Origin of the sequence: Algorimicrobium algoritergicola, assembly GCF_008086165.1 — a bacterium.
GTDB classification, from domain to species: Bacteria; Bacteroidota; Bacteroidia; order Flavobacteriales; family Flavobacteriaceae; genus Algorimicrobium; species Algorimicrobium algoritergicola.
Genome location: NZ_VSKL01000003.1, coordinates 64,979 through 80,602, shown reverse-complemented (window position 1 = coordinate 80,602; position 15,624 = coordinate 64,979). Strand labels below are relative to the sequence as shown.

Genomic DNA, 15,624 nt, shown 5'->3' with positions numbered 1-15,624 from the left:
ATTTGTTTGGTAGTATCATCCCTTGGAAAAGGTGGAGCGGAACATGCGGCAGCTTTGCAGTCTCACTTGCTATATAGGCTAGGTTATGATGTGCATATTGTTACCATTTTTCCGGACGTGTTTTATACGTATTCAGGAACCTTATTTAATTTAGGGCTTTACAAATCTGATAAGCAATCATCATTTAACCGGATTTCAAGACTTTTTAAGTTTAAAAGGTATTTAAAAACACAGAATTTTGATGTTATTATAGATCATCGTTCGCGTGTACAATCGTATCGGGAATTTATTATTTCCAAATTCATTTATAAAGCACCAACGGTTTATGTTATTCATTCGTTTGAAAAGAATATCATGTTTCCAAAACAGGATTGGTTAAGTAACTATTTGTATAAAAATGAAGTTATGATTGGTGTTTCTGAAGCCATTGCAACTCATTTTAAAAAGAAATATAACTTAAAATTTATTGAATTTATTCATAATGCATTTGACTTTCAGAACATTGAGAAACGAGCGTCAGAACCAAATAATGATCCGCTTTTAGAAACCGATTATATTTTATTTTATGGCCGATTAGATGATGATTCTAAAAATCTGAAGTTGCTTATTGAAGCCTATAAGAAATCGGCATTAGTACAGCATAATTATAAACTTTTAATTTTAGGAAGCGGTTCAGATAAAACCATGTTAACTGATTTTGTAAAAACGCTTAAAGTAGAGAAAGATGTCGTGTTTAAACCGCAAACCGATAATCCTTATGTATATGCTAAACATGCAAAGTTTACGGTTCTAAGCAGTCGTTATGAAGGGTTTCCGTTGGTATTACCGGAATCCTTATCTTTAGAAACACCAGTTATTTCTGTAGATTGCCAATCAGGTCCTGATGAAATTATTCAGAACAAACACAATGGCTTGCTAGTCGAAAATTATAATGCGAATGCTCTGGCAGAAGCCATGAATAGTTTTATATTTGATGAGGCACTCTACCAGCAATGCAAATCAAATGCTAAATTGAGTGTCGAAAAGTTATCTTTAGAAAATATTAGTGAAGATTGGAAAAAATTAATTGAAAATTTAGATGAAAACAACCATAAATAACGTTTCAATTGTTGAAGTTCCAACGGTTAGTGATACACGTGGAAAACTTGCCGTAATTGAAAAAGACTGTATTCCATTCAATATAAAAAGAGTCTATTATTTATATGATGTGCCAAGCGATTCGTATCGTGGTGGTCATGCTCATAAAAAACTATATCAAATGCTTGTTGCGTTAAGTGGTAGTTTTGAAGTACACCTAAAAGATGGTGAAAATGAACGAAAAATTACCCTAAATAAACCGGATAAAGGCTTGCTAATTGTTCCGGGAATTTGGCGTGAAATAGATAATTTTTCTTCAGGATCTGTCTGTTTGGTTTTAGCTTCAGAAGATTATGATGAAAGCGATTATATTCGCGATTATGAAGCGTTTGAACTATTTAAAAGGCGATAGGTTAATACGCCATTTTCTTAAATTTTTTTGAAGGTATTTTAAAACAATCAAGGTTTGTTGATTCTTCTTTATTAACATACGCTGTTTGCTATTCAAGCTATAAGGATCAATCTTTTGGAAGTAGGATTCTGCCAAAACATGCTGTCCATTTAATCGGTATTTAATTCCAATTGAAAATCTATTTATATCTAAATACGTTTTTAAAGTAGGTTGGTTTTTGGTGAAACTGTCATACTTATCTAAATCTATAAAGTTTCGTAAATCTGTTTTTGTATTAGAAATTCTATTTTCTGCATGAAGATTATGTATGGCTGTAACGTCATTATTAAAAGCTACGGGATACCTTAATGCAATGCGGATCCATAAATCTGTGTCTTCACCAGCTCCAAACGTAATGCGTTCATCAAAACCATTTAATTCTAGCAACACACTTTTAGGAACCATGCTGGCAGAAGTCCATGCTATGGCATTCGTTATGCTAGACTCAAAATAATCGGGTATAATTCCACGCCAATTTACGTCATCTGGAACCTTATTAAAAGACGCTGGGTACACATGCGATTTTATTTTTTTAGCATAACCAGTACAGTATAACCCACAGTCTGGAAACCCATCTAATAAGTTTTTTAAGTTTTCTAAATGATTTGGGAGCCAGGAATCATCGGCATCTAAAAACACCATATAATCGGTTCTTGCTTTAGAAACACCAAAATTCCGGGCAGCTGATACACCTTGGTTTTTAGTTGTGAAAATAGAAATTTTGTCGTTTTTAATATTTTGAACAACTTCTAAACTGGCATCTGTTGAACCGTCATTAATCACAATTATTTCAAAATTTTGAAAATGCTGATTTAAAACCTGATCAATGGTGCTTTTTACAAAATTCGCCTTATTATAAAGCGGAATTATAATTGAAAAAAGTGGGTTTGAAGAAGTTGTTAAATTATTCAATTTGATTTTAGAATTGAAAGATTAATGGCTCAAGGTGATTTTATGCTTATTTAAGGCGACAAAAATACCCCAACCTATATAAGTCAAATAAAAACAAACTTGGGTTTTTACTGTTGACCAAATTTGACATGACAGGTTTATCTAAATATAACATAAATTGACCAAAACAATTATGAAGTCTTAACTTTTTTAATAATCTATAATATTTTAAAAGATTAATTTGATTGTTCAAAATAATCATATCGTTGTTTCTAGAATGTAACGTTTGAAGCCCTCGTTTCGTTTTAGCTATAAAGCTATGATTTTCGTCAATACCTAAATGATAAACCTCATTGTCAATATGTTTTACAGGAATTAACTGTGTTTTCAAAGTCATTCCAAATATGTAATCCATACCATACGCATGATTTAAATTTAACGCATTAATATCTAGAAACATCGCTTTTTTGGTTAGGAAGTTTGCAGAACACACCACGCGATATGGTAATTTATTTCGATTTTGAGCACTTACCACTTCACGTTTACTACCAAATTTAAAGCGGAGTGAGTTTTCTAGTTGGTAATCTTTTTCATTATACGCAATACCTCCAAAAATAATGGGATTTGAGTCACTAATCAAATCCATATATTTTTTTAAAAAAGTATCATTCTTCGGCATAACATCAGCATCTAAAAATAAAAGCCAATCGTTATTGGCTTGTTTTGCTAGAAGTTGTCGCGTAAGGGTTCTACCGTTGTTTTTTTTACTAATGATAAAAGTACCATTGGGTAAGGTGTTAATCTGTTCATTGGCTGTATTTAAAACTGAATCAGAACCATCATCCATACAAATTAATTCACATGGAATGCCTAAACGACGGGCGTCTTCCAATAGTTTACTAGCTAGTGGATATACATTATAATTGTATGTTGGAATTAAAATAGAAAGCATTTGGGCATTTTAGTCAAAGCGTCAAATCTACATAATTAATTGCGGTTACAATGATTTGCAATAAGTGTAAATATGACTTTATTTTTTTTATATAACATGATATAAAGATGGAGACCATCTATAATTTACTGGTAACTACTAAAATTTTTGAATTTTGAAGGTCAATTAAGCCTTACGTTGTACCACTTCATAAACCTGATTATCATCACATTTTAAAGTTTTACTTGGGTATTTTAGTAGCAGCGCATAATCATGTGTTGCCATTAAAATGGTGTTGCCGTTTTTATTAATATCGCGTAGTACTTCCATAACTTCCACACTAGTTTGTGGATCTAAATTTCCCGTAGGCTCATCGGCTAAAATAAGTTCTGGATTATTTAATAAAGCGCGTGCTATAGCTACACGTTGCTGTTCACCTCCCGATAATTCATGAGGGAATTTGAAGCCTTTGGTTTTCATATCAACCTTATCTAAGACTTCTTCCACACGTGTATTCATGTCTTTTTTGTCTTTCCAGCCAGTTGCTTTTAAAACAAATAATAAGTTTTCATTAATGGTTCTATCCGTTAATAATTTAAAATCTTGAAATACGACACCTAATTTTCGGCGTAAAAACGGAATGTCTTTCTCTTTTAAATTGCGTAAATCAAAATCTACAATGCTGCCTTCACCTTTTGTTAGTTCTAAATCGCCATAAAGCGTTTTCATAAAACTACTTTTTCCAGATCCCGTTTTTCCAATTAAATAGACAAAATCACCTTTGTTAATTTCAACATTAACATCAGATAAAACCAAACTGTCGCCTTGAAATATAGAGGCATCCTTAAGATAAAGTACGTGCTGCATGAATTTTTAAAATAATTATTATTGCGTTTTATAACGCTTGACAAAGTAAGCAATTAATGGCAAAAAGGGAAAGCAGAAATCATAAATTGTTTCACAAGTTTTTTTGTTTTATCCATCAGAAATTAATTAAACATGTATTGTATGTAACAATTATCATTTTTATAAGTCTGTTTATAATTATAACATAATTCTAACGTTATAAAATATAGATTAAATTATCTTTGATCTTTAAATTTAAAAATGGTTTCATGTTGAGAAAAACGGTTCTTTCGCTTATATTTTTACTGGGAATTTTATTAAGCAGTCACGCACAGCAATCAGAAGCGTACACCAATCATTTGGTTGATTATCAAAAAGCACTGACTTTATATAATAATAGTCAATATCAAGCCGCACAATCACTTTTTAAGGAGTTGAAAAAAACGGCAGATAACGATGAAATTATAGCTGATTGCGATTATTACGTGGCTAATTGTGCTGTTCGTTTAAACCAACAAAATGCTGACAAACTTATTGAGGATTTTGTTGAAAATCATCCAACAAGTACCAAACGAAATTCGGCTTTTTTAGATGTGGCCGACTATTATTTTACGAACGGAAAATATGCACATGCTAAAAAATGGTATGATCGTGTGGACGAAAATAGTTTATCCCGAAATGAGCGAGATAAATTTAGTTTCAATAATGGCTATGTTGCGTTTGCAACCAAAGACTATAAAACAGCTAGAAACTACTTATCGCGTATTGAGAATTCTACCGAATATGGCTCTCAAGCTAAATATTACATTGGTTTTATGGCTTATGAAAGCGATGATTATCAAGAAGCTAACACCTATTTTGATCAAGTAAGCGATCAAGAAAAATACAAAGAAAAGCTGTCTTATTATCAAGCTGATTTAAACTTTAAATTAGGGAATTTTGACGAAGCTATTAAACTCGCCAAAGCACAATTGCCAAAAAGTAATCGGGTTGAAATTTCGGAGCTAAACAAAATTATAGGCGAAAGTTATTTCAACCAACAAAAATATGCGGAAGCTATTCCGTATTTAACCGAATATCAAGGTAAAAATGGTAAATGGAATAATACCGATTATTACCAATTGGGTTATGCGCATTACAAACAAGGCGATTTTGAAAAAGCCATTTCAGAATTCAATAAAATTATTGATGGTAATAATAGTGTGGCACAAAATGCCTATTACCATTTAGGTGAAAGCTATATTAAGTTGAATAAAAAGCAGGAGGCTTTAAATGCGTTTCGAAATGCATCACAAATGGATTTCGATTTAAAGATTCAAGAAGATGCTTGGTTAAACTATGCCAAAATTAGTTACGAAATTGGTAATCCGTATCAATCCGTTCCGCAGGTGTTAACAACCTATTTGGAAACCTATCCAAATTCAACCTATAAAGAGGAAATTGAAATGCTATTAATTGATTCTTATATCACCTCTAAAAATTATCAAGAAGCTTTAAAGTTATTAGAAGGGAAACGCAGTTTTGCCAGTAAGGAAGCCTATCAGAAAGTGACTTTTTATCGTGGATTGGAATTGTACAATGAAGGAAATTATCAAGAAGCAAAAGCACTTTTTAATAAATCCATTAAAGAAGCTATCAACGAAACATACACAACTCGTGCTACCTTTTGGAAAGCAGAAACCGACTATAATTTAACAAATTATGATGATGCTTTAATTGGATTCAAACAATTTCAACAATCCAATACGGCAACGACAACTCCAGAATATAAAAACAGTGATTATAACATAGCTTATACGTATTTCAAGCAAAAGAACTACACGAAATCCAGCGAGTTTTTCAATAAGTTTCTTCAAGGCACTGATTTAGATCCCGTGCGTTTAAACGATACGTATTTACGTTTGGGTGATGCGCATTTTGTGTCTAGTAATTACAGTGCTGCTATTGTAGCCTATGATAAAGCTGTAAAAATGAATAAGGTGGATGCCGATTATGCCTTTTTCCAAAAAACATTAAGTGAAGGTTATGAAGGTAAATCTTCTCAGAAAATAGGTGGTTTAGAAGAATTTATTCAGAAATATCCAAACTCTACGCTTCGGGATGATGCCATGTACGAGCTTGGTAATTCCTACATCAAAGCCAACCAAACGGTGGAAGCCATGAAAATGTATGATCGTTTGGCACGTGAAAACCCGAGAAGCACCTTCGTGCCTAAAGCCTTATTACGTCAAGGTTTGGTGCATTATAATGCCAGTAGAAATAACGAAGCACTCGATAAATTTAAAACTGTAGCTACCAATTATCCGAATACAGCTGAAGCCAATCAAGCGGTTTCAACAGTTCGATTAATTTATATTGATTTAGGTCGTGTAAATGAATATGCAGCTTGGGTACAAACGTTAGATTATGTATCTGTTTCTGATGCCGATTTAGATAATGCCACGTACGAGTCTGCCGAAAAGAAATATTTAGATAACAAAACGGACGATGCCATTAAGCAATTTAATGGGTATTTAAATCAGTTTCCAAAGGGACTTCATAATTTGAAAGCGCATTTTTATGTTGCACAGTTATACTTTAAAACCGATTTAAAAGAAAATGCGGCGCCACATTACCAAGCGGTTATTAGTGCAACACCAAGTGAGTTTACAGAGGAAGCTTTATCGCGGATATCACAAATTCATTTAGACTCTAAAGATTGGTCAGCTGCCATTCCCGTGCTAAAACGTTTGGAAACCGAAGCGCGTTTTCCACAGAATGTCGTGTATGCGCAATCCAATTTAATGAAAGCTAATTATCAGTTAAATAAATATAATGAAGCTGTTGCTTATGCTGAAAAGGTATTGCAGCAATCAAAAATTGATAATAGAATTACCAGTGATGCTTATGTTATTATTGCACGTTCCGCTATGAAAACGAACGATGAAACACGTGCTAAAACTGCTTATGCCGAAGTTGAAAAAACGGCATCGGGAGAAACAGCAGCTGAAGCATTTTATTTCAAAGCTTATTTTGAAAATAAAGCAGGAAATCATGAAGCGTCTAATGTTACAGTTCAAAAATTAGCCAAGGATTTTTCAGGTTATAAAAAGTATAGTGCCAAAGGTTTGGTGCTTATGGCTAAAAATTATTATGCCTTAAATGATGCCTTTCAAGCTACCTATATTTTAGAAAGCGTTATTGAAAATTTCAAGGATTATGATGATGTGGTCACAGAAGCTCAAAATGAACTTACCAAAATTAAATCAGAGCAAGCAAAAACAAACGCATCCGTACAAGAACGAGATCCAGCAGGAAACTAATTGGATATAATTATTATGACAAAACAGCAGCAATTTCAGCAATCAAAAAATAAATCTATGCGCAAGCACATTCATATAATATCTACGAGTTTATTCCTTGTAACATCGGTTTTTTCGTGGGCACAAGAACGCGATAAAGATACGTTGGATACCAACGTTATTAATGTCGTAAAACCATACACGCCTTCTATTTCTGATGCGTTTAAGGTAAAAGAAACACCATCATTGGATGATGATGTTACGGCAACTAAAAAAGATATAGACTACAATATTTTTTCCATTCCAGTAGCTTCTACATTTACACCTGCAAAAGGTAAAGCGGCCGTTTTAGATAAGCAAAAGGCACCCAAATTGTATGATAATTATGCGTCTTTAGGGTTTGGGAGTTATACGAGTATTTTGGGTGAAGTCTATTTAAACCATGCTATTAGTAGAACAGAAAATGTAGGTGGTTATTTTAGTCATCATTCATCGCAAGGTGGAATAAATGATGTGTTATTGGATGATAATTTTTATGATACCAAATTACAAGCAACATATGGTCAAAACAATCGCGATATGTCTTGGAATGTAAACCTTGGTGGTTTACACCAAATATATAATTGGTATGGTATGGATCAACCGCGTTTTACCGAAGCAGATGCTCAAGGAATTGACGCTGGACATACGTTTTATGGTGTGCATGTTGGTGGTGATGTGGCTTTTGAAGATGCCTATATTGATAAAGGAACCGTGCTTTTTAGACATTTTGGAGACGATAATGGATCAGGAGAAAATCATTTCAATGCGAAGGTAAGTTCAGATATTGCTATTAGCGATTTCGAAATTAATGCGGAATTAACCATCGATTATCTTGGTGGTAGTTTCGATAGAAATTACATAACGAATGACGAACTGAAATATGGGAATTTCAATGTCGGTTTATCACCAACGTATCAATTAATTCAAGATGATTTAACATTAGATTTAGGTGTAACCTTGGTGTATTTAAATGATACCGAAGCTGGAGAGAACAAATTTTATGTGTATCCAAATATTTCTGCTTCCTATCGTGTGGTGGATGAGTTGGTTATTGCTTATGGTGGTATTAAAGGTGGCTTAATTCAGAATACCTATTATAGCTTTGCACAAGATAACCCATTTGTTTCACCAACATTAGGCATTATTCCAACAGATCAACAATACCATGCTTTTGTTGGGTTGAAAGGGAAAATATCTAATAGTATGGGGTATAATATAAAAGGTGCTTACAAAGCTGAAAATGATAAAGCCTTATTCCGAAACAATTTAATTCCTTTTGGTTTCGATTTAAATGAATCCTATCAATACGGGAATTCGTTTGGAGTCGTTTATGATAATGTATCAACCTTTTCATTTGGTGGCGAATTGAATGTGGATGTGAATCGTAATTTTACATTAGGTTTGGCTGCCGATTATTTTATTTATGATACTAAATATGAAGCGGAAGCGTGGAATTTACCGAACATAAAAGCATCGTTATTTGTGGATTATCAAATTAGCGATAAATGGTTTGCAGGCGCCAGTTTGTTTTATGAAGGTGAGCGCGAGGCATTATCAGGTTTTCAAACCATTGACAACCCGTTGTTTCCTTCGTTCCTAAATCCAACACAACAAGTAACATTAGATGGCTTTTTTGATGCCAATGCACATGTTGGTTACCATATAAACGACCGATTATCGGTTTATGCCAAAGCAAATAATATGGCTAGTCAGAATTACCAACGATGGTTAAATTATCCCGTTCAAGGCTTTCAGGCTTTAGCTGGTGCCACTTATAAGTTTGACTTCTAATTGCGAATGATCATTCTGAACTTGTTTCAGGATTTCATCAAATATTCTAAAATAAATAGTAAAAGCGTTCAAATTTGAACGCTTTTACTATTTTTACAAAACGTCCATTCGCGTATTCCAACAATAAGCAGGAATGTAACGAGAACTAATTTTAAAATGAATATGAAAAAACTTCTAACCTTTGCCATTTTCGCAACCGTATTGTCTTGTCAAAAAGAAAAAACGCCAGTTGATGCTATTGTAATCAACGGAAACATCTACACGGTAAATGGTAATTTTGATAAAGCTGAAGCCTTCGCCATAAAAGATGGCAAGTTTTTAGAAATTGCGTCTTCAAAAATACTTCAAGAAAAATACGCAGCAGATACCATTATTGATGCCCAAGGTAAAACTATTGTGCCAGGTTTAATTGATGCACACGCGCATTTTGAAGGTTTAGGTAATAATTTATTAAGTGTGGACTTAATGGGTACGGATAGTTTTGATGATGTTGTAAAGCGCGTTTTAGATTTTCAGAACGAGAATCAACTTGGGGTTATTTATGCCAGAGGTTGGGACCAAAATGATTGGGAAGAAAAAGAATTTCCTAATAATGCCTTATTAAATCAGCTTTTCCCTGATACACCTATTGCTTTAGGTCGTGTGGATGGTCATGCTACCTTGTTTAATCAAGCAGCATTAGATTTAGGAACGGTAACTGAAACCAGTCAGATTGATGGTGGCGATTTCATTAAAAAGGACGGCAAGTTAACAGGTGTTTTAGTAGATCGTGCTCAAAATCTTGTTTTTAATAACTGGCCAGTAGCCTCAAGAAGTCAACGTGTGAAAGCGCTTTTAGCCGCTCAAGAAGACTGTTTTAAATATGGTTTAACCACTATTGATGATGCCGGAGTGTCGGCTGATGCTATTGAAATAATGGAAAGTTTGTATCAGACGGGCGATTTAAAAATTCGTTTATACGTCATGGCAAGTGGTACGGAAGATCAGTTAGATTACTACTTGAAAAACGGCATTGTAAAAACGGACCGTTTGCATATTCGCTCGTTTAAAATCTCGTCTGATGGCGCGCTTGGATCGCGTGGTGCTTTATTGCGTGAGCCGTATTCCGATGCACAAACCGTTTATGGTTTACCGGTTACGAGTTTAGATTATTTAGAAAAAGCCGCAACACGAATTGCGAATTCAGAATTCCAATTGAATACACATGCTATTGGTGATTCGGCCAATCATGCCGTTTTAAATATCTATAAAAAAGTACTCAATGGCAAAAATGATAGACGCTGGCGTATTGAGCATGCGCAAATTGTATCACCTGAAGATTTTGAAAAATTTGATAACATTTTGCCATCCATCCAACCAACACATGCAACTAGTGATATGTATTGGGCTGAAGATAGGATAGGAGCTGAACGTATTAAAGGTGCTTATGCTTATAAAAAGTTATTAGATACATACGGGAAAGTGGCTTTAGGAACTGATTTTCCTGTGGAAAAAGTAAGTCCTTTTTTAACCTTTTATGCCGCAGTTGCCAGACAGGATTTAGAGGAATTTCCTAAAGATGGTTTTCAAATGGAAAATGCCTTATCACGGGAAGAGACTTTGCGTGGTATGACTATTTGGGCAGCTTATTCTAATTTTGAAGAAAACGAAAAGGGTAGTATAGAAGCTGGTAAGTTTGCCGATTTTATTATGCTTGATCGTGATATTATGAGTGTTGATATTCATCAAGTTCCTGAAACTAAAGTGGAACAAACCTATTTGGGAGGAAAGCAAGTTTATTAGTTTTTTGGCATTAGGAATGAAGTCATGGGTTTGAGGTGTTTGGTTGTAGGATAGTGGTGAGATTTGCATTTTCATTTAAGTTGAAAAATTAATTTGAAACTGATAATTGCGCTTTAATTAGTCAGCCTTAAATTTTGAATCGTAAATTTGAAATAGGTATTTCAAATTGGTGTTTCTGTATTATTTTTATAGTAGCATTAGCATTAGAAGTTTTATATAAATTTATAAAAATGAAAAAAATTAGCATCATATTTATTTTACTGTGTTTTCAATTTAGTTTTTCTCAATATAATACGGATTGGGAAGAAGCCGTTGTTTATTTAAAAGATGGTACTTCATTGAAGGGAGAAGGACGAATGTCTATGCCAACTTCAAATAGTGTTTCAGGAGGTAATGAAACGTTTAGACTTTCAGAAGGCAAGGGAAAACCAACCCATACAGTAAAGGCGAAGGAAATTGATAGTATTGTCTTTCAATTAGATTATAGAACCAGAGTGAAAGGGCGAAAAATTAATGGAAAACGATCTGCTAGATTTGTCGTTTTTCCTAAAAATGAGAAAAAATCTAAATTTGGGTTTGCCGAGTTACTTGTTGATGGAGATTTAAGACTGTTAATACGAACGGTATCTAAAAACACGAATTCGCATGTTAGAATATTTGAACAACAATTAATTCAATTTAAAGATGAAGTTCCTCTAGAAAGTGCTGCTGCTTTGGTAATGTCTGGTTTTAAAAAGAAAGCAAAAGAATACTTCCAAGATTGTCCAAGTTTAGTAAATAAAATTGAAACAAAAATATTCAAAAGTGATGATTTAGAGGCTATATTGAATTATTATAATGCTAATTGTGCCAAATAATCATAATGTTCACCATCCAGTACCTTATCACATTTTAATCCAACCGTTTGGCACGCAAGATTCAAGGTTTCAAAATCTAGATACAACCATTTCATAGGGATTTCATCTTCACCTTTATAACTTAAATAGTAGTCCAATTCGCCATGATAATTGGCTTGGGTATCAATCCATAATCCGCCATCTTCATCTTCGTACATGTATTTTATATCTGAAGAATCTATTAGAATCTGACCACCAGGATTCAACAAAGATTTTAAATGTTTTAAGTAGGTGCTGACTTCAGATAACGCTTGAAAAATTCCTGAACCATTCATCAGTAATAAAATGGTGTCAAAAGTTTCGGTTTCATCTAAAAGGGCTTTTAATTCAGCGTTTTTTACACCACGTTTTATAGCTACATCAATAGCGCCTTCCGAAACATCAATGGCTTTAACAGAAAAGCCTTGTTCTTGTAAATATAAACTATGACTTCCTGCGCCACACCCAACATCTAAAATAGTTCCTTTTGCTAATTGTAAAGCTTTCTGTTCAAGTTTTGGCATGTCCTTAAATGTTCTAAATAAATAGGGGATGGGTAGCTCATCTTCTTCAGAAATGTTCGTGGAAGTAATTAAATCTTCCGTGTAATTTCCCGATTGATAATCCAATAATGCTTTTCCGAATATGTCTTTTAATTTCAAAGTTTACTATTTAAAGTTTGTTGTTAAGATGGTTTTCCTAATTTTGTAACGATTTGAATCTCAAACCAGAAAATTTGAACCTGAAAGCCAAAATAGAAAGTCTTCCAAAACTTGCCAAAGATAAGCATAAGGAGAATAAAGATTTCTTTAAAAAACTAAAAAAGAAACCACCCAAGCAATTGGATTATATCATGCAAGAACTTCATGAAGCAGAATTTCAACGTACGGATTGTTTGGATTGTGCTAATTGCTGTAAAACAACTGGACCTTTATTTACCGATAAGGATGTGGAGCGGATTTCCAAGCATTTTAAAATGAAGCCTCAACCCTTTATTGATCAGTTTTTGCGGATTGATGAAGAAAATGATTACGTATTACAATCCGTACCATGTACCTTTTTAGGAGCTGATAATTATTGCAGCATTTATGAGGTTAGGCCAAAAGCCTGTAGCGAATTCCCACATACAGATAGAAAAAAATTTCAACAAATATCTAATCTTACCATGAAAAATGTAGAAATCTGCCCTGCAGCTTATCATATTGTTGAAGAAATGAAAAAACGTATTAAATTTTAAATTGAACTTTTTAGTATCTTTAAACAAAAAAGAATTTGGAAGCAATGATCACTTATTTTGAAACCATTCCCACATTACACAGAAGTATTTTATTAGTAGGTGGTATTATGTTTTTTTGGTTTTTAGAAGGTGCCTTACCTTTATTTCAATTTAGTTACAAGAAATGGAAGCATGCTTGGCCAAATTTGTTTTTTACACTGACTACCATTATTATCAATTTTGGATTGGCCTTTTTAGTGCTAAAATCTACGGATTGGGTAGCAGCCAATAATTTCGGTATTATTAATTGGTTACCAGAAATGCCACTTGGTTTATATGCGCTTTTGGGAGTGCTGTTATTGGACTTTTTCGGAGCCTATTTAGCACATTTTGTAGAGCATAAAGTCAAACCACTTTGGATGGTTCATTTGGTGCATCATACAGATCACCATGTGGATACAACTACCGGAAATAGACACCATCCTATAGAGAGTGTCATTCGGTTTTCCTTTACCATTTTGGGTGTGTTTATTGTGGGAACACCTATAGCTATTGTATTTCTATATCAATCACTATCTGTCATATTCACCCAATTAACACATGCTAATATAAGAATGCCTAGAAAGCTTGATAAGCTCATGAGTTATGTGTTTGTGTCACCTGATATGCATAAAGTCCATCACCATTATATTCTGCCTTATACAGATTCTAACTACGGAAATATTTTCTCCATTTGGGATAGGATCCTAGGAACGTATATGGAGTTAGATCGGGATAAAATAATCTATGGTGTAGATGTGTTTCCAGACGAAGTTGCTAATGGTAAAATTGGTGAATTATTAAAGCAGCCTTTTCAGAAATATCAAAAACCGACTATTATTACGGAAAAAGACTGATTTTTTAGGTTAATATCTCGTAAAAACTCTTTTTATCCGACTTTTATGCTGTTTGCAGATAATATTGTAAATAATTACGGTCGTTTGTTTAGATTTATCTCGAGAGATTAATACGCTGTCGTTGTGTTGGTTATAAATAAAACACAATGATTTTTATGAGAACTTACGTTTTCCATATTTTCCTATTTGCCTTTTTATTCAGTAATCAGTTTGCCAATTCGCAAACCAGCTACATGGCTAAAATAGAGAAAAACACGAATTTTAATGCAAACACCTTACTGCACGAATTAAATGCAACCAAGGATACACTACTATTACAAAGTCCTACAAAAATTAGTCATATTTATTCTATTAATACGGCTTATAAGCGTGAAATAGATCTGTATATAGATGCTAAAAATTTTCAGATACCATTACAAAATTTATCTAAAGGAAAACATGTACTCGTTGTTTCTCAATCTGCTAAAAAAATAGTTTTTGTTATTTATATAATCGATGCTTTTACTAGAATTGAGCGCACAAAACTAACCTATAACTAAACTAGATTGTATTAGCTTTTTTATAGTAAAATAGATTGCATCTTCCTGTCTGTTTGTCGATTATTTATTCATTCACATTCTGTTTGTCTAATAAATATAAAGTCTGAACGAATAAACATCCAATTATTTGATGTAATTACCTTGACATCATACATTTATAGTATTAAATATCTGGTTAATAGCCCAAAGCAGATTGTTTAATTTAAATATATTCGTCATGAAACTACTACGTATAGTGATGTTTATGATTTTAGTTACTAGTTGCCATTTTGTTTCCCTCGCACAAAGTAATATTTATTCTACTATAACAAAAAACATAAATACCAAAGCAGCCAGCTTGGCTCATAATTTGAATGCAACAGGTGATACCTTGCTTCTTAAAAGTGAGTTTCCCCTTTCCAAAATTGAAATAATTAGCGATTCTGGTGTGCAGGTTATGCCGCTTGGTGGTGATAAAAAGGAAGTGAAAGTCCCATTAAGTTTTTTAGAGGTTGGTAATTATACACTTTCTGTATTATTTATAGAAGGTAAAGATGACACCTATATTTACAGTAAAACAGTGGTTTTTAAAATCGCTAGATTGCTGCCTATCATGGAGTTTACTGCGCCTAATACACGATTAGCAACTACTACGGATTTGAATAAAGAGATTTTTTTAAAACCTTCAGAAATTAATGATTCAGAATCTAGTCAATTTGTCAATTCGGAAAAGCAGAGCAAACAATCTCGTGATACAAAAGGTGTTGTGGTAAATAATGAAGCACTAAAGCAATTTTATCCGCCTGGCGAAACAGCTTTAAAGGATAAAAAATTTACTAATAAAAACAAAGCAGTAGCGACTTCCAAAAACACTAAAATTAGTAAAAGTGAAAGCGAAGGGTCTATTTTCGTTCCCTATAGTTTATCAGATCCTAGGCGCTTAAGTAATGATAAACGCTACGTAATTCAATCACGAGCAGAATACAGAGCAGCTAATTTAAGACCGAACGGAAAGCCTTACGATTAG

At 33.4% G+C, this 15,624-nt stretch carries 14 protein-coding genes; 10 read left to right on the top strand and 4 right to left on the bottom strand.

What is annotated here, in order from left to right:
• Positions 1 to 6: 6 nt before the first annotated feature.
• Together ES675_RS09455 and ES675_RS09450 are read left to right on the top strand one after the other, a co-directional pair.
• Positions 7 to 1,098, top strand: coding sequence for a glycosyltransferase (locus ES675_RS09455; RefSeq protein WP_170244083.1), 1,092 nt, complete (start codon positions 7 to 9; stop codon positions 1,096 to 1,098).
• Positions 1,079 to 1,489 carry a sugar 3,4-ketoisomerase gene (locus ES675_RS09450; protein WP_066251022.1) on the top strand — a complete coding sequence of 137 codons (411 nt, stop codon included), beginning with the start codon at positions 1,079 to 1,081 and terminating at the stop codon, positions 1,487 to 1,489. Before ES675_RS09455 ends, ES675_RS09450 begins: the two co-directional genes overlap by 20 nt.
• On the opposite strand, the gene ES675_RS09445 is transcribed toward ES675_RS09450, so the two are convergent.
• The 3 genes from ES675_RS09445 to ES675_RS09435 all read right to left on the bottom strand — a co-directional run bounded on the left by ES675_RS09445 (position 1,472) and on the right by ES675_RS09435 (position 4,217).
• The gene (locus tag ES675_RS09445; RefSeq protein WP_066251025.1) at positions 1,472 to 2,440 is read right to left on the bottom strand and encodes a glycosyltransferase family 2 protein; all 969 of its coding nucleotides are present in this window, start codon (positions 2,438 to 2,440) and stop codon (positions 1,472 to 1,474) included. The two genes, ES675_RS09450 and ES675_RS09445, sit on opposite strands and share 18 nt — an antisense overlap.
• Before the next feature lie 46 nt (positions 2,441 to 2,486).
• On the bottom strand, positions 2,487 to 3,371 hold the full coding sequence (locus tag ES675_RS09440) for a glycosyltransferase family 2 protein (protein WP_066251028.1): 885 nt from the start codon (positions 3,369 to 3,371) through the stop codon (positions 2,487 to 2,489).
• Between the two features lie 165 nt (positions 3,372 to 3,536).
• A complete protein-coding gene (locus ES675_RS09435) occupies positions 3,537 to 4,217 on the bottom strand; it encodes a cell division ATP-binding protein FtsE (RefSeq protein WP_066251030.1) in 681 nt (226 codons plus the stop codon).
• 248 nt (positions 4,218 to 4,465) lie between these two features.
• Here ES675_RS09435 and ES675_RS09430 point away from each other — a divergent pair, with 248 nt between their 5' ends.
• From ES675_RS09430 to ES675_RS09415, 4 genes are all read left to right on the top strand, one after another.
• Entirely contained in the window at positions 4,466 to 7,498 is a 3,033-nt protein-coding gene (locus ES675_RS09430; RefSeq protein ID WP_066251035.1) for a tetratricopeptide repeat protein, read from the top strand.
• A gap of 57 nt (positions 7,499 to 7,555) precedes the next feature.
• A complete protein-coding gene (locus ES675_RS09425) occupies positions 7,556 to 9,310 on the top strand; it encodes a porin family protein (RefSeq protein ID WP_066251243.1) in 1,755 nt (584 codons plus the stop codon).
• Positions 9,311 to 9,472: 162 nt separating this feature from the next.
• Complete coding sequence (locus ES675_RS09420) at positions 9,473 to 11,092, top strand: amidohydrolase (RefSeq protein WP_066251248.1); 1,620 nt, start codon at positions 9,473 to 9,475, stop codon at positions 11,090 to 11,092.
• Between the two features lie 230 nt (positions 11,093 to 11,322).
• Positions 11,323 to 11,949, top strand: coding sequence for a hypothetical protein (locus tag ES675_RS09415; protein WP_148367407.1), 627 nt, complete (start codon positions 11,323 to 11,325; stop codon positions 11,947 to 11,949).
• Here ES675_RS09415 and ES675_RS09410 read toward each other — a convergent pair.
• On the bottom strand, positions 11,925 to 12,629 hold the full coding sequence (locus ES675_RS09410) for a class I SAM-dependent methyltransferase (protein ID WP_066251043.1): 705 nt from the start codon (positions 12,627 to 12,629) through the stop codon (positions 11,925 to 11,927). The genes ES675_RS09415 and ES675_RS09410 overlap by 25 nt on opposite strands.
• Positions 12,630 to 12,709: 80 nt before the next feature.
• Here ES675_RS09410 and ES675_RS09405 point away from each other — a divergent pair, with 80 nt between their 5' ends.
• The 4 genes from ES675_RS09405 (at position 12,710) to ES675_RS09390 (ending at position 15,624) form a co-directional block, all read left to right on the top strand.
• Positions 12,710 to 13,204, top strand: coding sequence for a YkgJ family cysteine cluster protein (locus tag ES675_RS09405; RefSeq protein ID WP_066251250.1), 495 nt, complete (start codon positions 12,710 to 12,712; stop codon positions 13,202 to 13,204).
• 35 nt (positions 13,205 to 13,239) lie between these two features.
• Positions 13,240 to 14,079, top strand: a complete 840-nt coding sequence (locus ES675_RS09400; protein WP_066251046.1) for a sterol desaturase family protein — start codon at positions 13,240 to 13,242, stop codon at positions 14,077 to 14,079.
• Positions 14,080 to 14,234: 155 nt separating this feature from the next.
• Positions 14,235 to 14,618 (top strand): hypothetical protein, encoded by a 384-nt coding sequence (locus ES675_RS09395; RefSeq protein ID WP_148367405.1) that lies wholly within the window; start codon positions 14,235 to 14,237, stop codon positions 14,616 to 14,618.
• 217 nt (positions 14,619 to 14,835) lie between these two features.
• A complete protein-coding gene (locus ES675_RS09390; protein WP_148367403.1) occupies positions 14,836 to 15,624 on the top strand; it encodes a hypothetical protein in 789 nt (262 codons plus the stop codon).